The organism is Nocardia sp. NPDC005978 (assembly GCF_040614455.1).
Classification (GTDB): domain Bacteria; phylum Actinomycetota; class Actinomycetes; order Mycobacteriales; family Mycobacteriaceae; genus Nocardia.
In genome coordinates this window covers 118800-140099 of the sequence record NZ_JBEXUS010000005.1, presented here as the reverse complement: position 1 = coordinate 140099, position 21300 = coordinate 118800, and the positions used below count along the sequence as shown (strand labels likewise).

The window sequence follows — 21300 nt, the reverse complement described above, 5'->3', positions numbered from 1 at the left end:
TCAGACGGCTCCGGCGCGAGAAAAGACTCGAATCCCGTGAACAGGCCACCTCTCGGCTCGCTCAAACCCACCCGCCCTGCTGCCCGGGTCGTCGCTCCTCCGAGACGAGTTGCGGATCAGCCTCTTTACGTTCGTTATCACGCCGAGGGACGGAGAGGTTATCTGTCTCGCTGGTCTGGCCGAATTCACCGCAAGGAGGCCGACAACTACCGCAACTCCGTCGGTGGAATGAGACGTTTGTCTCGACCGAACCAGACTCAACTCGAACAGGAAGCCGCCCGAGTCCGCAGGCAAGAGCGATGTCCTTGGCTGTAGTTGCTATGGCCGCCAGCCGGGTAGCGCTGACCGGTTCGGTCAGCGCGGTATGCGGCATGTGAGTACGTTGCGGAGGACGCTCTGCGGCTAGGCTGCGACTGGAATCGCGGCGGCGTCAGACCGTTGAAGAACTTTGCGCGGGGAGCTTTCACTCATGATCGATCCAGCCTTCGAGATCGAAGACGCTTCCGAGATTCTCATTGCGATCGGCGAGCTCATCCTTGGCGATTCCGAGTACCACGACACCCCCTGGAACGCATTCACTCTGGTTGTCGATCTCGACCGCGGCAGATCTATGTACGGCTACGCCTATGCAGACGACGGCCTCTGGCAGGCGGCCAGACCAGGTGGCATTGATGTGCTCAACCGCGCTGTGGACCTCCGTGCGGCAATGTCTGAGCCCGGGAAACGGGACTGGAAGCTCTGTGTGATCCAAGTGTCGCGCTCCGATGAGGAGATCACCATCGACTTCGAGTACAAATCAACGAAGCGCTGGAAAGTCACTCCAGCCAACGTCTATGACATGGCCGAAAAGCTACGCCCGCAACTGTCAGCCACTCCTGACTCCACGCAACCCCAGCCCAGCGGTCGATGGTGGCGACGCCGCCGCCTCTAGCTATCAGAGTTGCACTGAACTCGGCATGTCAGTGCGTTCGGCCGGCCGCGGCATCACCTGTCCGAACGACCTTGTAGGCGGCAGAGGAGCGTGCTCGACAAGGCAACCTCGTCGAGGAAACCGCATCCGCCGCAGCCACGGCTCTCACCCGTGCCACGCGCGCCAGAGGGAGGCGTAGCTGCCCCGGCGGGCGAGTAGCTCGGTGTGGGTGCCGAGCTCGACGATGCGGCCGTCTTCCATGACCGCGATCCGGTCGGCGTCGTGTGCGGTTTGCAGGCGGTGGGCGACGGCGATCACCGTTCGGCCGGACAGGATGGCGGCCAGGCCGCGTTCGGTATCGCGGGCGGTGGTCGGGTCGAGCATCGCGGTGGCCTCGTCCAGGATCAGTGTGTGCGGATCGGCCAGTAGCACGCGAGCCAGCGAGAGTTGCTGTGCCCGAGCATCATCGAGCTGATGCCGGCCGTCGAGCAGGGTATCGGGATAGTCCGGCAGCTCCGTGGCCCAGCTCGCACCGACTGCCGACAGGGCGGCGGTCAACTCGGCGTCGGTGGCGGCCGGGGCGGCCAGGCGCAGGTTCTCACGCAGGGTGTCCCGGAAGATGTGGTGTTCCTGGGTGACCAGGATGACCTGACGGCGCAGCCGGTCCGGCGCGAGCTCGGCGATCGGCACGCCGCCGACGGTGATCGAACCGCGGCCGGGTGCGTCGAGTCCCGCCAGTAGCCGGCCGAGGGTGGATTTGCCCGCACCGGATGGCCCGACGATGGCGATCCGTTCCCCGGGCCGGATATCGAGGTCGATGCCCTTCAGGACTTCCCTCCCGCTGCCGTAGGCGAAATGCACATCGGCGCAGACGATTCGGGCATCAGCGGGTTCGGTGGCTGCCGAGGAAACCGGATCGGCTCCCGGTGATCGCGCCAGCGCGACGCCCTCGATCCGGGCGAACGCGGCCGTGGCGCTTTGGATCTGGTCCAGCCACATCATGAACAAGTTCAGCGGATCGATCAGCCGTTGCAGGTAGAGCGCCGCAGCTACGACGGTACCCAGGGCGATCATGTCGTTGCGGTGCAACCAGCCACCGAGCACCAGCACGCCGACCACCGGTAGCGCGCAGGCGATCTCCACCACCGGAAACAGTCGGGTGCGCAACCGCAGGGTCGACAGACGTGCCTGCCTGCTCGCCGCGATGGTGGAATCCGCTAACCGGATACGTGATCGGTCCATCCCGAGTGCCTCGACGGTTCGCGCTCCCTGGACGGTGGTTATGACCGCCTCGTTGACCTGTCCGGCGGACATGGCCTGCCACAGATAGGCGGCCTCGGCCCGGCGCAGGTAGGAACGCAATGCGAAGACGGCGACGGTCAACGTGGCCAGTCCCGAACCACCGAGCATCGGATCGAGCAGCAACACCGCGACCATGAGAAAAAGCAGCTGAACCGCCGCCAGGAAGAGCTGGGGCGCCATGCTGCGCAACATGAGGACGACGGCGTTCACGTCCGCGGTACCCCGGGTGATCAGATCCCCGGTGGTCGCATGCTCGACCATGGAGCCGGGTAGTGCGAGCGTGCGGTCGAGGAAGCGCTCGCGGATTCGGGCGGCCGCGCGCTCGCCGAAGCGATAACACAGCAGTTGCGCGTAACGCAGCAGCACGATGTGGGCCACCGTCACGACCAGGATCGCCAGGGCGAGCCGATCCACGGTAGCGAGCGCCGCGTGCTCGGGCGTATCGGTGACCGCGTCGACGATGCGCCCGAGCAGCAGCGGCATCAGCAGCCCGGCCCCGGCTGCGAGCATGTTCACGACCATCGCACCACTGAAAAGCCAACGGTCAGAGTATATTTCCCGCCAGGCGGCACGCCGGACGCCGGCCGCGGTGGCGACCGGAAGCACGGTGGTCATCGCAGTGCCGGGGACGCGGTGCCGCGCGTGACGAGGCGGTGATAGCCCGGCTCGGTATCGAGCAACCGTCGATGGGTGCCGGTGGCGGCTACCCGCCCGTCGACCACGTAGTACACCCGGTGGGCGCGATGCAACACCGTCGGTGAGGTGCTGGCGAGCACGGTGGTCGCGCCGCGGCGAGCCGTGACCAATCGGGTCACGATCCGTGCCTCGGTGTGTGCGTCCACCGCGGAGGTCGGTTCGACCGCGAGCAGCACCTCGGGCGCCGCATACAGGGCGCGGGCGAGCCGGAGCCGCTGCCGCTGCCCGCCGGACAGGTTGTGACCATCGGGTCCGACAACGGCGTCCAGGCCCCGTGGCAGCGCGGCGACGATGTCGTCGGCCGCCGCCGTATGGATGGCCACACGGATCCGCTCGTCATCGCAGTGGTGCCGACCCGCGACGATCTCGCGCACCGATCCGGCGAACAGGTGGGAGTCATTGTCGGCAACCAGAATTCGTGCGCGGACCGAGTCGAGTTCCACCGCATCGAGCCGGGCGTTGCCCCAGCGCGCATCGGAGAGCGCGAACCGGCCGAGCCGGTCGACGATCACGACACCATCGGCCGGTGTGGCGCATGCGAGCGCGGTGAGCAGTCCCGGCTCCACCGCCACGCAGGAGTCCGGATCCCGCAGCACCGCAGCCGATTCCGGTGCATCGCTGGTTCCCTCGGTATCGTGCTCGTTGCTCAGCCGCAACAGCTGGACCACCCGGGCGGCCGAAATCCGGGCGCGAGCGATCCCGCTGCCGCCTTCGATGAGGAATCCAACAGGCACGACCAGCATGGCGGTATAGCCGTAGATGGCGACCAGATCACCGACGCTGATCGCCTGGGCTGCTGTCATTCGGGCTGCCAGCCAGGTGACCAGCGCCAGAAACAGCATCGGCAGGCCGGCGGCGAGGGCGTCGACCCAGCTGGCCACGGCACCCACATGCTCGCCCTTCGCGATCAGCGCCCGCGACTCACGGTGGAAGCGAGCCGCGTACCGCTGCTTGCCACCCAGTCCGTTGAGCACCCGCAGCCCGGTGAGGATATCGGCGAGCCGCTCGGTCAAAGCACCCTGATCCTCCCGATACCCCTTGCCGCGCTGCTGGATCCGGTGCAGCAACGGCACGATGGCGCCGATGATCAACGGAACCCCGGCCAGCACGACCAGTGCCAGCAGCGGCGAGATCGACAGCAGCACCACGGCGACGACGAGATAGGCGATCACCGCGCCGACACCGGGGCCGGTGATCGTCAGCGACTGGGCGATGACCTGCATATCGGCCGTGCCGATGGTGGTGACCTCGCCCGCACCCAGCGTGCGCGCCAGCGAGTTGCCGAGAGATACGCTGCGGTGCACGGTCACCCGGATGACACGGTCGGCGGCATCCATGCGGACCTTGGTCATGACCCGATGCCGGGCGATGCCGGAACCAGCGATCGCGACGGCGACAGCGAACCCCGCTGCGGCCCACAGCGCGAGCGCGTTCGCATCGCCGCCCACCAGCCCATCGTCGATCGCGCGAGACAAGACGTAGGGCGGCACCGCGAGCGACACCATCCATATCGTGCCCAAGGCCGCCCCCAGCGCGATCCGCCATTTCTGGCTGACGACCAACCACCACAGAAACCGCCCCGGCCCGGCTACATCTCGCGGACCCGGAACGAGAAAAGCGTCAGCCACCCCTTCACTGTAGGCATGTGGCCGGGCGCCCCCTGATCGTGCGGATCACCGCTGAGGCGGGGCCACCGCTACCGAAACGCTCGCACCAGCGCAGTCGGGTGCGTCCTTCCGTGGCACGCAGGCGCGGACGGCACGGCACGTGGTACCCGATTTTCGTGCAGCAGTTCAGAAGTCAGCCACCTCCACTGGGACTAACCACAATTTCGCCCCACATCCCTGCTACCCGGCCGATCCCGCTGATACCGTCGATCTTCGGAGTTCGACGGCGCCTCCCCTGTCCGGGTGGACGGCCGTCCCGACCCGCACGCAAGGTGCTTTCGTAGAACGGCCGGGAACAAGTGGTCACCGAAATCTTCGATATGACAATCGATTTGCCGGTCGAGCCGGAGGTGATCCGGAGTTTGCTCGTCGATCCGCAGCTCTATTCGCGGGTCTTCGTGGGGATCGGGGCCTGTGAGCAGCTCGAGACCCCGATCGCGGGCACGACGTGGCTGCTGCGCATCGGTACGGCCGAATCGGGCGTGCACACCCGGCGCGCGGCCTTCGCTGCCGACCGGCACGGCGGACTGCAGCTGCGGTGCGCCGACAGCGGCGCGCTGGTCAGCGTCCGGGTGCGCAGGCTCGACGAGACGACCCGGCTCACCATGACGTTCCTGGCGGCCGCACGGATCCACCCGGCGGTGGCCGAGCTGTCCAATGACGACGTGATCGCCTGGGTCGAAGCCGGATTGGGCCGGATGGTCGAGCTGATCTCCGGCGCGCACACCTCGACCGTGGTCAACGGCGAGAACCGGCCGCTGCGACAGCGCGCGCAAGTGGCCGGGCAGATCGTCTCGACCGGTGTGGTGCGCCCGCTGCGGCCGCTGCGTTCGGTCAAGCAGATCGGCGGCCTGGCCAAGTGGGGGTTCAACCTGGCGGGCGGCTACGCCGCGGCCGCGGCCTACGCCCCCGGCCGGGCGGCGGTGGTGGACGATCGCGGGGTGCGGACGTTCCGGGAGATGCACGAGCGCAGCCGGGCGCTGGCGGGCGCGATGTCCGCGCGCGGGCTGGGCCCCGGCGACGCGATCGGGCTGCTGACCCGCAATCACGCCGAGATGATCGAAACCATGGTCGCGGCAGGCAAACTCGGCGTGGACGTCTTCCTGCTCAACGCCGGGCTCTCGGGCCGGGTCATCGAGAACATCGTGCAGCGGCATCGGCTCACGGCGCTGTTCGTCGACGAGGAACTCGATCCGCTGGTCCAGCACCTGCACACCGACATCGACCGCTACCGCACCGATCCGGACGTGGTGGACGGAACGACGGGCCAGCTGATCGCCCAGAAGCACAACGGTTTCCGCGCCTCCTCCCGTCGAGGACGGTTGGTCGTGCTCACCTCCGGCACCAGCGGAACCCCCAAGGGCGCGCGCCGTCCGCATCCGCGCGGGTTCGCCACGGTCGCGGCCCTGCTGTCCCGAATTCCCCTGCGCATGAACGAAACCATGGTCATCCCCGCCCCGCTGTTCCACACCTGGGGCCTGGCGGCGCTGCAACTGAGCACCGCGCTGCGCGCGACCGTCGTGCTGTCGAGCCGATTCGACGCCGAGGACTGCCTGCGCCAGATCGCCGAACATCGCGCGAGCACCCTCATCGTGGTTCCCACCATGGTCCAGCGCATTCTGGACCTCCCGCCCGAGGTCCGCGCCGCCTATGACATCTCGAGCCTGCGGGTGGTCGCCAGCTGCGGCGCACCCCTGGCGGGCATCACCGTGCTGCGTTTCATGGATGCCTTCGGCGATATCCTCTACAACACCTACGGTTCGACCGAGGTCTCCTGGGCCACCATCGCCACCCCGGACGACCTGCGCGTGTCCCCGACCACCGCCGGACGACCGCCGCTCGGCACCCGAATCGCCGTGCTGGACAAGGAGCGCCGCCCCGTCGCGATCGGCGCGGTGGGACGCATCTACGTGGGCAACCACATGCTGTTCGACGGCTACGTCAACTGCCCTCCGCCCGACGAATCCCGCGGTCTGCTCGACACCGGTGACCTGGGCTACCTCGATGCCACCGGCCGGCTGTTCATCGCCGGCCGCGACGACGAGATGATCATCTCCGGCGGCGAGAACGTCTTCCCCCGTCCCGTCGAGGAGGCGCTGTCGCACCTGCCGCAGATCAGCGAGGTCGCCGTGATCGGCGTCCCCGACCTCGATTTCGGCCAGCGCCTGGCCGCCTACATCGTCAAGCGCGAAGGCTCCGACCTCGATCCCCATATGATCCGCACCTACATCCGCCATCGCCTGAGCCGCTTCAGCGTGCCCCGCGACATCGTCTTCCTGCCCACCCTTCCGCGCGGGGAGACCGGCAAGGTCCTCAAACGCCTGCTCGCCCCGGTCCAGCCCGCCCACTGACCGCTGCCCGCGCGGGTCCTCGTGAGCCTGCCCTGCCCGCTCCGCGGGACTGTGCACGATCGGGCCAAAACCGGTGCACTCCGGGCACAGCGCACCGCCCGAATCGGATTAAGCTCCCTACCCCGGGTCTGTGGCAGGAGAGGGAGCGTTGATGTTCGTTCCAGGTGTGCCTGCTGTCCGACAGCGTGGTGAATGGGCTTCGTCGTGAGCGGCGACAAGTCGGTGCTGGTGGGTCGAGTCGCCGAGCTCGAGGAGTTGAGCGCCCGCGTCGGCGCGGCCCGGAACCGGGTCGGGCAGGCGTTGCGGCTGGTGGGGGAGCCGGGGATCGGGAAGACCGCGCTCGTGGAGGCGGCGATCGAGCGCGCCAACGGGTTTCGCGTGCTGCGCGCGGACGGGTTCGAGGTCGAGCAGGCCCTGCCCTACGCCGGGGTGCAGCGGTTGCTGGCGCGCGCCGACGCCCCGCTGACCGAGCTGCCCGCGCATCATCGGGAAGCACTGCTGGTGGCGATCGGGCACCGCGGCGGGCCGGTGCCGAATCGCTTTCTCGTCGGCCAGGCGCTGCTCGGGCTGTTCGCGCTGGCCGCGCGCGGCCGCCCGGTGCTGTGCGCCATCGACGACGCGCAGTGGGTGGACCGGGAATCGCTGGACGCCTTGGGTTTCGCGGCCCGCCGCCTGCACGCGGACGCGGTGCTGGTGCTGTTCGCGTCCCGGCCCGACACCGAATTGGACATGCACCTGGGCGGCATCGCGGTCCACCCGGTCGCCGAACTCGAGCGCGCGACGGCGATAGAACTGCTCACCGCCCGCCTCGGCGTGCGCTTCGATCCGCTGATCGCCGCCGACATCGTCGCCGAAGTCGGCGGAAATCCTTTGGCCCTGACCGATCTCGCTCACGATTTCGACGCCAGGCAGCTCGCGGATTCTTCCTTCGCCCCCCATCCGAGGGGCGCGGGCCACCGCCTCGAACAGCTCTACCGGCGACAGGTCCGCGACCTGCCGCCCACCACCCAGGACTGGTTGCTGATCGCCGCCGCCGAGGCCACCGGCGACCTGCGGTTGGTCGACGCGGCCGCGGGCGCGCTCGGCGTCCCCGAAAGTGCGGGGGAGGCAGCCGATTCGGCGGGACTGGTGATCGTCGACGGCGCGGCGCGCTTCCGGCATCCGCTGATTCGAGCGGCGGTGTACGGCGCGGCCCCGGCCGCCGACCGCCGCCGCGTCCACGCCGCCCTGGCCGCGGCCGCCGCCCGGCGCGGGCTCGACGACGTGCACGCCTGGCACGCCGCCGAAGCCGCCCCACGACACGACGACGCGGTCGCCGCACTGCTGGTCGCGGCGGCCGAGCGCGCCGCGCAGCGCGGCGGCCTGATCTCCCGGACCAGCCTGCTCGGCAAGGCGGCCGAACTCACCACCGACCCCGTCGTGCGGCACGAACACCTGCTCGGCGCGGCCGAAGCGGCGGCCGAGGCGGGTGCGGGCTATCTGGCCCTGGACCTGCTGGAACGGATCGATGACTCTGCGTGTGCGGCACCGAGTTCCGGTAGTCACCACATAGGCGAATCGAGCGCTTCCGCAGCCGCGAATGGCGGCGACTCGAACATCCGCGCGGGGACCGCGGGCGCCGCGGCTCCCGGCGAAGACCCGGTGATGGCGGGGCGACGCCTGATGGTGCGCGCGTCGCTGGCCATCTTCCTGATCGACGAGCAGCAGATGCCGCTGGCCCCCTACCACCTCAAACAGGCCGCCGAGCTGTTCCACGGTCACGACCCGCATCGCGAACAGCTCGCCCTGCTGCGCGCGTTCGACGCTCTGCTGCCGGTCGAAAGACTCGTGCGCGGTACGACCGCGACGGAACTGGGCCGGCTGCTGCGCGCGGCCGCCACCACCGGCGCCGGTGTGGTCCCGACCGTCCTGAACGGCCTGGCAGCGCTCATTCTCGACCCGTTCCCGGAGGCCGTCGCGCCGATGCGCGCCGCGGTGGCGGCCATCGCGGACCTGGACGACGCCCGGATCCTGTTGTTCGGCACCGCCGGTGTCGCGCTCACGACCGCGCTGTGGGACGAGCGCGCCCGCGACCGCCATCTCGCCCAGGGCGAACGCGTCGCGGTGGCGCGCGGCGCGCTCAAATCCCTGGACACCTACCTGTGGACCCATTCGATGACCGACGTGGATCGCGGCGATCTGCACGCCGCCGAGCGCACGATCGAGCGACTTCGTGAAACCCGCAGGGCCATGGGCTATCCCGCCGAGCACGTCATCAACGGCGGATACCTGGCCTGGACCGGTGCGCGGTACGAGGACGTGGAGCAGCTCGCCGCGGCCATGCTGTCGGTGGGCCTGGCGGGCGTGCACTCGGGCACCACACACGGCCTGGCCGTGCGCGATCTGGCCGACGGCCGCTACGATTCCGCCTATCAGCGGCTGAAGAGCTTGCGGGAGAACGCTTTCCTGCAAACCGGTCCGCGTTTCCTGCCCGAGCACGTGGAGGCCGCGGTGCGCAGCGGGCATCTCGCGGAAGCGGCGGCGGTGACCGCCGAACTCACGGCTATCGCCGAGGCCACCGGGTCCGCCTGGGCCGCCGGCATCAGCAGCCGCTGCCGTGCCCTCATCGACGAAACCCCCGCCGCCGAGGCGCATTTCCACTCCGCCCTGGCGGCCCTCGCCACCACGGACACCCCCGGAGACCTGTACCGCACCCACCTGCTCTACGGCGAATGGCTTCGCCGAAAGCGCCGCCGGAAGGACGCGGGCAGCCAATTGCGCCGCGCACGTGACGGTTTCACCGCCACCGGCATCACCATGTTCGCAGACCGCGCCCAGCGCGAGCTGGCGGCGCTGGGCGAGCAGCTCGCCACGCCCGGCCAGCTCATCCCGAGAATCCATCTGACGGTTCAGGAATCACAGGTGACCACCCTCGCCGCCGCGGGAGCCACGAACGCCGAGATAGCCGCCACCCTGTTCATCAGCCCCAACACCGTCGACTACCACCTGCGCAAGATCTTCCGCAAACTCGGAATCTCCTCGCGCAGGCAGTTGCGCGAACACCTCGCCGCGACCGAACCGAGCCGGGGGTGAGTCCCGGTCGGCCACCCGTGCGCCGTCAACCCTCGGCGAGAATCGCGTATGCCACGTGGCGATCCTGGTCGACGCGCTCGGGATACCGCTCGGTCGTGGTCCGGGCAGACGGCGAAATATGGCGAGTCGAGCAGCAACTCGCCTACTTCCGGCGACGGAACGCACCCGTGTGAGTGGCCGCCTCGATGCGGCGATCGGCGAGGCCGGCCTCAGGCGATGCCGAGCGTCCCCGCCAGGAACGGCCAGGAGGTGCGCAGATCGTCCTCCCAGTACCCCCACGAATGCGTCCCGACCGGGCGCTCGTCGACCGTCACCGGGATGGCCAGCTCGTTCAGCCGGTTGGTGAGGTTCGTGGTGCACTGGCGCACGGCCGCCTCGATCACGCCGCCGAAGGCGATCTGGATCGGGAGCGGGATGCGCCCCTCGGCCACGCGGCGGTCGGCCGGGGTGTCGTGCGGCGCCGCGGGCAGCCCCGTGCCCGAACTCAGGTAGATGGCGGTCCCGCGCAGCCGATCCGCGTTGACCAGCGGATCATTGGCGCGCCAGAGCGGCCCGTCCAGGGGACCCCACATGTTCTCCACGCTGCGCCCGCCGCCCCAGTTCTCGACGGTGATACGAACGTACTGCTGCCCCACCGGATCCGAGGTCTGCGCGCAGCCGCTGTAGGAGGCGACGCCGCGCCAGAATCCCGGTTCGGCGATCGCGAGGTTCAGGACCGAGGTGCCGCTCATGGAGACCCCCGCGAGCGCCCGGGTTCCGTTGGAGCCCAGCAGCCCCTCGATCACCGGCGGCAGCTCACGGGTGAGGAAGGTCTGCCATTTGTTCACCCCCAGAACGGGATCCGCCCGCACCCAGTCCGTGTAGTACGAACTGCTGCCGCCGAACGGCGTGACGACGTTGACATCCTTGCCGCGCAGGAACGACATCGCGTCGGTCTGCGAGTCCCACCCGCTCTCGTCCGGCCCGCCCCGAGATCCGTTGAGCAGGTACAGGGTCGGCCGTGCCGCACTCGCGGCCCGCACCACCCGCACCGGAATCGCCGTCCCCATGGCCGGCGAGAAGACCTCCACCATGTCCTCGCGCTCACCGACCGGTCGTACGGACACCACCCCGGCTTCCGCGGGCGCCGCCACGCCCTGCCCGCCCCCGGCGACCACACCGCCCGCCGCCACCGCCACGGCCAATCCCCACCGGATTCGCGCCCACACCCTGGTCCTCGCTGCTCTAGCCATGCTGGTCCTTCCGAAATCGGTCAGATCGGTATTGCCCGTGCCAGCGAGGAGTTCGTGCAGACCCCGCCTGTGGTTTGGTCAGCGCGCCGGTGCGCGATTGCGACGACGGCGAAGATCACCGCTCCCCACCGCCGCGCGGCGGCATCACCAGCGGAAACGGCCGACGTGGCGTCGTGCCCGCGCGCGCTGTGCGCCCTACGCTGGCGCGAGCACACATCGAGGTGGGCGCGCACACGCGCCGCCGGTAGTCGGGTTCACCGAGAGGAGTCGGGCATGGTCGCGCAGTTCGAGCACAAGGTCGTGACGTCCAAGCTGAAGATGAAAGGCTTCGACTACGGCGAACTGGAGACGGAATTGAATCGGCTCGGCCTAGAGGGCTGGGAGACGGCCGGCACCGTCGCGCCCAGTTTCGGGGCCGGGCAGGCGACCGAGGTCGTGGTGATTCTGAAGCGAGTGCGGTCCTGAGGTCCGTCAGGACGCGGTGACGAAGCCCCGGTCGATCAGCCAGGTGCGGGCCACCTCGGCGGGTTCGCGGCCGTCGATGTCGACCTCGCGGTTGAGCTGGGTCATGGCTTCGTCGGTCAGCAGGGCGGAGATGGGCTCCAGCACCGTGCGCACCCGCGGGTGGGCCTCGGCGAAGTCCCGTCGCATGACCAGCGCCGCATTGTATTTCGGGAAGAACCCGCGGTCGTCGACGAGGAGTTTCAGGTTCAGGGCGGGGATGCGGCCGTCGGTCGCGGCCACCGAGCCGAAGCGGCACTGGGTTCCGTCGGCGGTCACCTGGTAGACCAGGGCGTCCTGGACTATCTGCTTCTGGACGGCGGCCGCGTCGATCCCGTATTTGCGAGCCATGCCGGGGTAACCGTCCTGGCGGACGTTGAACTCGGTGCCCACGCAGGTGGCGGCCGCCTGCGGGTCGGCGGCGACCAGTGCGGCGTAGTCGGACAGGGTGACGATGTTCTTCTCGGCGGCCGTGCGGGGATTGGCGACCAGGGCGTAGGTGTTGTTCAGCGGTGCCATCGCGGTCCAGACCATGTCGTTCTCGTCGAGGTCGGCGTCGCGGACCGCCGCGAACTGCTCGTCCGAGCCCGGCACCGGATTCTCGTTGCCCAGGTAGTTGATCCACCCCGTTCCGGTGTAGTCGTAGGCGATGTCGACCTGCCCGAGCAACTGCGCGTCCCGCAGACTGTTCGACCCGACGATGTTGGTCAGGTCCCGCACCTCGGCGCCCGCCGCGCTCAGGGCGAACCCGATGATGTAGCCCAGCACGTTCTGTTCGGTGAAATCCTTGGATCCCACCGTGATTCGCACCCCGTCCAGTTCCGGCAGCGCCTCGATGCTGCCCGGGCCCACTGGCAACGGCATGGAGCTGCCCGCCTCCAGCCCGCAGGCCGCCACCAGCAGCACCGCGAGCCCGGTGGCCAGCGCCGCACAACCGCGCCGTATCCGCCCGCTCACCGCAGCCCCCGTGGTTCGAGGTACCGCTCGGCCAGTGCACCCAGCCAATCGATGAGCAACGCCAGCGCCACCGCCAGTAGCGCACCCACCCAGAGCGTGACGTTGTCGCGCAGCTTGTATCCGGTGTCGATGAGAATCCCCAGCCCGCCGGCGCTCACCAGGAACGACAGCGTGGCCGTGCCGACCGCCAGCACGAGCGAGGTCCGCAGCCCGGCCAGGATGTACGGCACCGCGAGCGGAAACTCGATGCGCCGCAGCACCGTCGGCGCTCCCATGCCCTGCCCGCGCGCGGCGTCGATGACCGCCGGATCCACCTGCTGGTACCCGAGAATGGTGTTGCGCAGCACCGGCAGCAACGACAGCAGCACGATGGGCGCGACCCCGGTCCAGAACCCCGTGGCGCGGGTGAGCAGATAGAACAGCACGATGAGCCCGATGGCCGGCGCCGCCGCGCCGATATTGGCTATCCCGACGAAAAGCGGTGCGAGCCGCCGCAATCCGGGGCGGGTGAGCAGCGTTCCGAGCGGCACCGCGATGGCGATGACGATGGCAACCACCGTCGCGGTGATCCGCACGTGCTGCCCGGTCACCGAGGCGATGTTGCCCGCGGTGAGGCTGGCCTGCTGGGTCACGGTCAATTCGCGCGCGAAGGCCCACGCCAGCACCCCCGCTCCCAGCGCGAGCGCCAGCAGGGGCTGGGCGATCAGCCGGATGCGGTCGGCCTGCCGTTCCGGCGCACTGGTCATCGGCCGCCGCCGTTGCGCCCGTGCGTGTCTCGCATCTCGGACAGATGCGAGACGAGGGTGTCGATGGTGATCAGGCCCGCGTACTCGCCGTCCGGCCCGGTGACAACGGCGTGGGCGTTGCTCTCCGCCAGCAGCGATTCGAGCGCTCGCTGCAATGTCGATTCCACTGACACCCCGCTGCCCACCGGGGTTCCGGCCGTGCGCAGCGAATCCGCGTGTGCGAGCTGTGCCGGGGTCACCCAGCGCACCGGCCGCCGCTGCTCGTCCAGCACGAGCCCCCAGTCCCGCTCGTCGTCCCCGATGGCGTCCCGAAGCGATTGCACCGCGGCCGATTCCACCGCGACCGCGCAATCCTCGAGCGGTACGTCCCGCACCCTGGTCAGGGTGAGCTGCTTCAGCCCGGCGTCCGCGCCCACGAATCCGGCGACCGTCTCGTCGGCCGGCCTCGCCAGAATCGCCGCGGGGGTGTCGTACTGCAGAATGGCGGATCGATCGCCGAGCACCGCGATGCGATCCCCGAGCTTGACCGCCTCGTTGAAGTCGTGCGTCACGAAGACGATCGTCTTGCCCAATTCCGCCTGCAATTGCAGCAATTCGTCCTGGAGTAGCCCGCGGGTAATGGGATCCACCGCACCGAACGGCTCGTCCATCAACAGCACCGGCGGATCGGCGGCGAGCGCGCGGGCCACACCCACGCGCTGCTGCTGCCCGCCGGACAATTGCCGCGGATACCTGTCCCGGAACGCCTTCGGATCCAGCCCGACCAACTCCAGCATTTCATCCACCCGCGCGCTGACCCGCCGCCGATCCCAGCCGATGAGCCCGGGCACCGTCGCCACATTCTTGGCGACCGAAAGATGCGGGAACAATCCCGCCTGCTGAATCGAATAGCCGATCCCGCGCCGCAATTGATCCGGATTCATGCCGAGCACGTCGAGCCCGTCGATGGTGATGGCGCCCGAGGTCGGCTCGATCAGCCGATTGATCATTCGCATGGTGGTCGTCTTGCCGCATCCGGACGGCCCGACCAGCACCACGATCTCCCCGGCCGGAATGACCATCGATACCCGCTGCACCGCCGGATCGGCCTGCCCCGGATAGTGTTTGGTGACATCGTCCAACACGATCTCGGCGCCGGACACGGCCCTGGTTGCGCGAGTTTCAGTCACGGACGCTCCCGGGTGTGGTGAATCGGCCGACGAGCACGAGCATTCCATCCAGCACCAGCGCGAGAATCACGATCAGCGCCGTACCGGTCAACGCCTGCGGCACCGCGTTCGGGCTGCCGACCCGCGCGAGCCCGGAGAAGATGAGATTGCCCAGCCCCGGCCCTTTGGCGTAGGCGGCGATGGCGAGAATGCCCATGATCAGCGCTGTGCTGGTGCGCATTCCGGCGAGAATGGCGGGCCAGGCCAGCGGCAATTCGATCCGTGTCAGCACCCGCGTGCGATTCATGCCGACCCCGCGCGCGGCGTCGGAGACCGCCGGATCGACGGCGGCCAGCCCGACGATCGTATTGCGCAGAATGGGCAGCAGCGCGTACAGCACGAGCGCGGTGATCGTCGGCGGCACACCGAGACCCATGAACGGGATGAGCAGGCCCAGCAGCGCGAACGACGGCACGGTCAGGATGATGCTGGCCGTCGCGGTGGCCGCGGCCGAGCCGAGCGGACTGCGGTACACCAGCACCCCGAGCGCCACGGCGACGAGCGTGGCGATCAGCACCGATTGGACCACGGCGGAGACGTGCAGATATCCGTCCATCAGTAATTGACGGCGGTGATCGACGACAAAGCTCCACAGGGTGTCCAGTGTGCTTACCTCTCCACTGGTCGGCGTCCCCGGCGAGCATATCCGGAAGACCCTCCGCCATTTGGGAATTCGGCCGACGCGAAGGATGCCGATCCCCGCGGCGAGCGGGCGCGGAGGCTACCGGCGAGTAAGTGCTGCGGCTTACTCGATAAGTGGTGCAGATTACCCGTGCCCTCTAGTGTGTCGCAGAACACCAGGCCCTTGCTGGTGTAGAAGGAGAGCTCGGACATATGCATTACGGTGGACTTCGGCGCCGCAGGCGGACTTTCGCGACGGTCAGCGCTCTGGTGCTGTTCACGGCACTCGCAGCGACGGGTTGCGCGGGCGATGAGGGATCGGACGCGAACAATCCCGTCGCCGGCGCGGCGACCACGTCGCTGACGAGCAACCCGGCCAGCGGCGACCCGGTGAAGATCGGGTTCGTCTCGACCGAGGGCGGCGCGGTGGTCTCGCTTCCCGAGATTCGCGCGGGCGCGGAAGCCGCCGTGCAGTACGTCAACAAGAACGCCGGCGGATTCGCGGGCCGCCCGATCGAGCTCATCGTCTGCAAGCAGCAGGAGGAGCCGACCTCGGCGACCAAGTGCGCCAACGAGTTGGTGGAGAAGAAGGTCAGCGCCGTGCTCGCGGCGGGCACCTCCCAGGGCGGCACGGTCGTTCCCATCGTGGCGGGCGCGAACATCCCGTACATCACCCTCAGCGGCGTGTCCGCTGCCGAGCTGACCTCGCCGGGTTCCTCGGCGCTGTCGGCGGGCCTGCCCGGCATGCTCACCGCCATGACCGCGGCGGCGAAGTCGCAGAACCTGAAGTCCTTCACCATCTTCGCCAGTGACGGCGGCGGCGCGGGCGCGATCATCAACGCGATGGGCTCGCCCATCTTCAAGGCCGCCGGCATCGACCTGAAGGTCGTGCCGATCCCGCTGGGCGTGCCGGACCCGACCCCGCTGGTCACCTCGGGCCTGTCCAGCAAGCCCGAAGGCGTGAGCGTGGTCGCCGACGCCGCCACCTGTAGCTCGGTGTTCAAGGCGATCCAGACCACCGACCCCGCGGTGAAGAAGGTCTTCATTCCGGTCTGCCTGGATCCGGCCGTCACCAAGATCATCGGCATGGACGCGGTGATCGGCAGCATCGGTGTCACCGGCACCGACTACCTCTCCGATCGCCCGGATTCGGTGCTCTACCGCTCGGTGCTGCAGCAGTACGCGCCCGACACCCACGTCACCGGCATGGCCGCCTCGGGCTACCAGGTCGTCATGGCGGTGGTGAAGGCCGGCGCCGGCATCCAGGGCGAGATCACCCCGGCCGCCATCAAGGACGCGCTCAAGGCCGCCAAGGGCATCGAGATGCCCGCGGGCGGCGGCATCACCTTCACCTGCGACGGCACCGCGGCGCCCATGATGGCCTCGATCTGCTCGCGCCAGATGATGTACGGCGAGATCAACGACAAGGGCGTGGCGGTGAACCTGAAGCTCGCCGGATAGCCCGCGCGCGAAGGGTTTACAGCCGGCTTCAGCCAGAGAGATTCGCCAATGACAGACCATGTTTCCTTCCTCGTGCTCGGTTTGGGCAACGGGGCGGTGTACGCGGCGCTCGGTCTCGCGCTCGTGATGACGTTCAAGAGTTCGGGCGTCGTGAATTTCGCGACCGGAACCGTCGCGCTCTACACCGCGTACACCTACGCCCTGCTGCGGACCGGTGAATTCATGGTCCCCATACCGGGTCTGCCCAAGACGATCGATGTCGGGCAGCGACTCGGTGTGGGCCCGGCCATGGCGATCTCCCTGGTTGTCGCCGCCGTTCTCGGCGTGCTCTGCTACGCCCTGATCTTCCGGCCGCTGCGCGACGCCCCGGTGGTCGCCAAGGCCGTGGCCTCGATCGGCCTGATGATCGTCATCCAGGCGCTCATCGCCCAGCGCGTGGGCACCGGATTGATCTCGGTGGAGCCGATCTTCAAGCTCGACAGTTTCGCGATCGGCGCGCGCAAGGTGCCCACCGATCGGATCTGGCTGGCGGTGGCGGTCGTGGTGATTGCCCTGGCGGCGCTGGCGATTTTCCGCCTCACCCGCTTCGGCGTCGCGACCGAGGCGGCCGCGGAATCGGAGAAGGGCGCCTACCTCACCGGTCTCTCACCCGATCGGATCGCCTTCAGCAACTGGGCGCTGTCCTCGGTGGTCGCGGGCCTGAGCGGCATTCTCATTGCCCCGCTGGTCGCGCTCAACCCGATCGCCTACTCGCTGTTCATCGTGCCCGCGCTGGCGGCCACCCTGGTCGGCAACTTCGGTTCGATCGCGCTCACGGTGGCGGCTGGCATCGCGATCGGCGCGCTGCAGGCTGAATCCACCAATCTGCAGTCCCTGTACGACTGGGTGCCCAAGTCCGGTATGGCCGAAGCGATTTCGCTGCTGCTGATTCTCGGGTTTCTGGTGTTCAAGGGCCGGCCGCTGCCCGACCGCGGCAGCGTGGTGCGCAAGACGCTCGGTCGCGCGCCCCGGCCGAACGCCGTCGCCGTCCCGGTGCTGGTGTCGCTGGCCGTGGTCGTGGTCGCGCTGCTGGCGACGACCGGCAGTTACCGCGCCGCCATCGTCAGCAGCATCATCTTCGCCCTGCTCGGGTTGTCCCAGGTGGTCATCACCGGGTACGCCGGGCAGATCTCGCTCGCCCAGCTCACCCTGGCCGGAGTCTCGGCCTACGCGGTGAGCGTGCTCAATCTGCATCTGGGCGTGCCGTTTCCGTTCGCGCCGATCCTGGCGGCCCTGTTCGCCACGTTCGTCGGCGTGGTGGTCGGCCTGCCCGCCCTGCGGGTCCGCGGCCTGCCGCTGACGGTGGTGACCCTGGCGCTTGCGGTGTTCGTGGAGGCGTTCTGGTTCCGCAATTCGGACCTGAACGGCGGTGTCGACGGCGCGCGCATCGACACCCCGCGCCTGTTCGGCATCGACCTGGGAATCGGTGCGGGCGAAGCGTATCCGCGCATGGCCTTCGCACTGCTGTGCCTGGCCGTGCTCACCGCAGTTGGTCTCGGGGTCGCGTGGCTGCGCCGCAGCAGGCTCGGCACCGACATGCTCGCCGTGCGCGCCAACGAGCGCTCGGCGGCCGCCGCGGGCATCGACGTGTCGCGAACCAAGCTGCTGGCCTTCGCGATCGGCGCGTTCATCGCCGGGCTGTGCGGGGCGCTGCTGGGCTATCAGCACAGTGTGGCGACCCCGGAGCCGTTCGCGGTCTTCCTCGGCATCTCGCTGTTCGCGATCATCTACGTCGCGGGCATCACCTCCATCACCGGCGCGATTCTGGCCGGGATCATGGCCCCGGGTGGCGTGCTGTACCTGCTGGTCGACCGATTCCTCGGCGCCGGTGACTATTACGCGGTGACCAGCGGCGTACTGCTCATCGTGACCGTCATGACCAATCCCGACGGCATCGCCGCCAAACTGCCCCGCCTGCCCTGGCCCGCGTGGACGCTGTTCGGCGGCAAGGGCACACCGCCCGCTCCCGTGGCGGCGGTGACCGCGCCCACGCCCATCGATTCGGCCGTCCCGGTGTTCGCGGTGACCGGGGTGAGCGTCGCCTACGGTGCGGTCAAGGCCGCCACCGACGTCAGCTTCGAGGTTCGCCCGAGCGAGATCGTCGGTCTGATCGGGCCGAACGGCGCGGGCAAGACGACGGTCATCGACGCGGTCACCGGGTTCGCGGCCGCGACCGGATCGGTGCGCCTGGCGGGCGTCGCGATCGACGGGCAGGCCCCGCACCGGCGCAGCCGCGCCGGCCTCGGCCGCAGCTTCCAGGACGTGGAGCTGTACGACGATCTCACCGTCGCGGAGAACGTGCGCGCGGGCGCGGCCCGCTCGCACTCGGAACTGCCCATCGCCCAGCGGGTGTCGCGGACGCTGGCGGTGCTGGGCCTGGACGAGCTGGCAGACCGCGAAGCCGCTTCGCTCTCGCAGGGCCAGCGCCAGCTGGTGTCGATGGCCCGCGTGCTGGCGGCCGAACCCAAGGTCGCCCTGCTCGACGAGCCCGCCGCGGGCCTGGACCACGGCGAAAGCCGCTGGCTCGGTGAGAAATTGCGCTCGGTCCGCGACGGCGGCACCGCGATCCTGCTGGTCGACCACGATATGGAACTGGTCCTGACCATCTGCGACCGCGTGATCGTCCTGGACCTCGGCGAGGTCATCGCGACCGGCACCCCCGACGAGATCCGCGCCCACCCCGACGTCCGTCGCGCCTACCTCGGTCTGCCCGCGGAATCGGCGGAACCCGCGCCCGGCGAAGCTACCGCACCCGAATCGCGCACCGGCGCAACGGCTGAGAAGGAGACCGCGCGGTGACCGTCGCCATGGAATGCCGGGGGCTCTCGGCCGGATACGTCAAGCAGCGGCCCTGCGTGCGCGAGGTCGACCTGGCGCTCACGGCGGGGGAGATCACCTGCCTGCTCGGGCCGAACGGAGCCGGGAAGACCACGCTGCTCATGGCGTTGTCCGGGCTCGTGCCCCGCGACGCCGGTGAGGTGCTCGTCGGGGGGAACGGGATCGGCAGCGGCCGGCCGCGCGAAACGGTGCGAGCGGGAATGGTTCTCGTGCCCGACGATCGCGCGCTGTTTCGTCAACTGACCACCCGGCAGAACCTGCAGCTGGCGATCGCCGATCGTGCACGCCGGCGCAGTGGGGTGGAGCAGATCCTGGAATACTTTCCGGCCCTGGAGAAGCGGCTCGGGGTGGCGGCGGGCCGGCTCTCGGGCGGCGAGCAGCAGATGCTGGCCATCGGGCGGGCCCTGCTGCAGCGGCCGAAGGTGCTGCTCATCGACGAATTGAGCATGGGCCTGGCCCCGGTGATCGTCACCGAGATCCTGGCCGTGCTGCGCACGCTCACGACCGAGGAACAGCTGAGCGTGCTGCTGGTCGAGCAGCACGTGCACCTGGCCCTGGGCGTCGCCGATCGCGCGGCGATCCTGGTGCACGGCCATATCGCGGACCAGGACACCGCGCTCGCCTTCCGCGACGATCCCGAACGGGTCGAACGCGCCTATCTCGGCGGCTGATCGGACGCGTCGCTCACCCGGGGTGGGCGCGAATCCCGATCAGGCGCCGATGGCGCGCGCCAGATGCGGCCACGACTCGTACAGGTCCGTCTGGAACTGACCCCAGGTGTGCGAACCCTCCGGGCGATGGACGTAGATCGAGTGGATCCCGTTCTCCGCCAGGTGGCTCGCGTAGGCGCCGGTGCAGGAATTAGCGATGGCCTCGACGATCGGCGCGGGCAGCCCGCCCCCGTCGATCGCGCCGGGCTGCCCGGTGGCGGCGGAGAGAAAGACCGTCTTGCCCGCCAGCCGGTCGGCGTGCAGGTACGGGTCGTGCGCCCGCCACAGCTCGCCGCCGGGTGCGCCCCACACGTTGCCGGGATTGCCGCCGCCGCGCAGCACGACGGCCCCCGCCATGATCACCCCGGCGGCGTCGGATGACCACGGACACCCGCTGAAGGCGGCGACGGCGTCGTAGACCTCGGGCGCCTGAATGGCCAGGTCGATGGCCGAACCCGCGCTCATGGACACCCCCGCGACGGCATTGCGGCCGGTGGTCCCCAGTTGCGCGTCGACCACCGCGGGCAACTCCCGCGTGAGGTAGGTCTGCCATTTGTTGCGGCCCGCGATCGGGTCGTCGGCCATCCAGTCGGTGTACAGGCTGTATGCCCCGCCGGTCGGCAGTACCACGTTGACGTTCTTGTCCGCGAAGAACTTTCGCACGTCGGTGTCGTTCCACCAGGAGATGCCGTCCTCGCCGCCACCCGCGCCGGTGAGCAGATACAGCGTCGGGGCCGGGCCGCCGCCCGCGGCCCGGATCACCCGATTGGAGACGACCTGGTTCATGGCGGGGGAGTAGACGTCGAGGGTGGAGAACTGCTCCCCATCGGCCACCTCGGCGACCACCCCCTCGGGTGGGGCCGCCGCGGCGGTCGGAAGGGCGATGGCGGTGGCGGCTATGACTGACGCGAGCACAGCCCAGGGCTTTCTTGCGGTCACCACTGGGTTGTACCCATTACGGGCGGGATGATGTGCACGCTGCGCCGGAA

15 protein-coding genes are annotated in these 21300 nt (G+C 69.2%); 7 read left to right on the top strand and 8 right to left on the bottom strand.

What is annotated here, in order from left to right; translation table 11 throughout:
* Positions 1–469 precede the first annotated feature (469 nt).
* The gene (locus ABZ319_RS03930; RefSeq protein WP_354984792.1) at positions 470–931 is read left to right on the top strand and encodes a hypothetical protein; all 462 of its coding nucleotides are present in this window, start codon (positions 470–472) and stop codon (positions 929–931) included.
* A gap of 144 nt (positions 932–1075) precedes the next feature.
* Here ABZ319_RS03930 and ABZ319_RS03925 read toward each other — a convergent pair whose 3' ends face one another.
* Both ABZ319_RS03925 and ABZ319_RS03920 read right to left on the bottom strand, forming a co-directional pair.
* Positions 1076–2827: an ABC transporter ATP-binding protein gene (locus ABZ319_RS03925; protein ID WP_354984791.1), complete on the bottom strand. Its 1752-nt coding sequence runs from the start codon at positions 2825–2827 to the stop codon at positions 1076–1078.
* Entirely contained in the window at positions 2824–4536 is a 1713-nt protein-coding gene (locus ABZ319_RS03920) for an ABC transporter ATP-binding protein (protein ID WP_354984790.1), read from the bottom strand. Before ABZ319_RS03920 ends, ABZ319_RS03925 begins: the two co-directional genes overlap by 4 nt.
* 359 nt (positions 4537–4895) lie before the next feature.
* Between ABZ319_RS03920 and ABZ319_RS03915 the strand changes: the two genes are divergently transcribed.
* A complete protein-coding gene (locus ABZ319_RS03915; RefSeq protein WP_354984789.1) occupies positions 4896–6926 on the top strand; it encodes an AMP-binding protein in 2031 nt (676 codons plus the stop codon).
* A gap of 192 nt (positions 6927–7118) precedes the next feature.
* On the top strand, positions 7119–9998 hold the full coding sequence (locus ABZ319_RS03910) for an AAA family ATPase (protein ID WP_354984788.1): 2880 nt from the start codon (positions 7119–7121) through the stop codon (positions 9996–9998).
* A gap of 209 nt (positions 9999–10207) precedes the next feature.
* Here the strand turns inward: ABZ319_RS03910 and ABZ319_RS03905 are convergent, their stop codons facing one another.
* Entirely contained in the window at positions 10208–11230 is a 1023-nt protein-coding gene (locus ABZ319_RS03905) for an alpha/beta hydrolase family protein (protein ID WP_354984787.1), read from the bottom strand.
* 273 nt (positions 11231–11503) lie between these two features.
* Between ABZ319_RS03905 and ABZ319_RS03900 the strand changes: the two genes are divergently transcribed.
* Entirely contained in the window at positions 11504–11695 is a 192-nt protein-coding gene (locus tag ABZ319_RS03900; RefSeq protein ID WP_354984786.1) for a DUF4177 domain-containing protein, read from the top strand.
* 6 nt (positions 11696–11701) lie between these two features.
* Here the strand turns inward: ABZ319_RS03900 and ABZ319_RS03895 are convergent, their stop codons facing one another.
* The 4 genes from ABZ319_RS03895 to ABZ319_RS03880 form a co-directional block, all read right to left on the bottom strand.
* Complete coding sequence (locus tag ABZ319_RS03895; RefSeq protein ID WP_354984813.1) at positions 11702–12595, bottom strand: glycine betaine ABC transporter substrate-binding protein; 894 nt, start codon at positions 12593–12595, stop codon at positions 11702–11704.
* A gap of 89 nt (positions 12596–12684) precedes the next feature.
* Positions 12685–13434 carry an ABC transporter permease subunit gene (locus tag ABZ319_RS03890; protein WP_354984785.1) on the bottom strand — a complete coding sequence of 250 codons (750 nt, stop codon included), beginning with the start codon at positions 13432–13434 and terminating at the stop codon, positions 12685–12687.
* Positions 13431–14603, bottom strand: coding sequence for an ABC transporter ATP-binding protein (locus tag ABZ319_RS03885; protein ID WP_354984784.1), 1173 nt, complete (start codon positions 14601–14603; stop codon positions 13431–13433). The genes ABZ319_RS03890 and ABZ319_RS03885 overlap by 4 nt, the downstream gene beginning before the upstream one ends.
* A complete protein-coding gene (locus ABZ319_RS03880) occupies positions 14596–15246 on the bottom strand; it encodes an ABC transporter permease (RefSeq protein ID WP_354984812.1) in 651 nt (216 codons plus the stop codon). The genes ABZ319_RS03885 and ABZ319_RS03880 overlap by 8 nt, the downstream gene beginning before the upstream one ends.
* A 230-nt stretch (positions 15247–15476) precedes the next feature.
* Between ABZ319_RS03880 and ABZ319_RS03875 the strand changes: the two genes are divergently transcribed.
* Genes ABZ319_RS03875 through ABZ319_RS03865 form a run of 3 tightly spaced genes read left to right on the top strand, consistent with a single transcriptional unit; the run spans position 15477 to position 20272 of the window.
* Positions 15477–16724 carry an ABC transporter substrate-binding protein gene (locus tag ABZ319_RS03875; RefSeq protein WP_354984783.1) on the top strand — a complete coding sequence of 416 codons (1248 nt, stop codon included), beginning with the start codon at positions 15477–15479 and terminating at the stop codon, positions 16722–16724.
* 48 nt (positions 16725–16772) lie between these two features.
* A complete protein-coding gene (locus tag ABZ319_RS03870) occupies positions 16773–19562 on the top strand; it encodes a branched-chain amino acid ABC transporter permease/ATP-binding protein (RefSeq protein ID WP_354984782.1) in 2790 nt (929 codons plus the stop codon).
* An 8-nt stretch (positions 19563–19570) separates the two neighbouring features.
* The gene (locus ABZ319_RS03865) at positions 19571–20272 is read left to right on the top strand and encodes an ABC transporter ATP-binding protein (protein WP_354984811.1); all 702 of its coding nucleotides are present in this window, start codon (positions 19571–19573) and stop codon (positions 20270–20272) included.
* 39 nt (positions 20273–20311) lie between these two features.
* On the opposite strand, the gene ABZ319_RS03860 is transcribed toward ABZ319_RS03865, so the two are convergent.
* Positions 20312–21226, bottom strand: a complete 915-nt coding sequence (locus tag ABZ319_RS03860) for an alpha/beta hydrolase family protein (RefSeq protein WP_354984781.1) — start codon at positions 21224–21226, stop codon at positions 20312–20314.
* Positions 21227–21300: the final 74 nt, after the last annotated feature.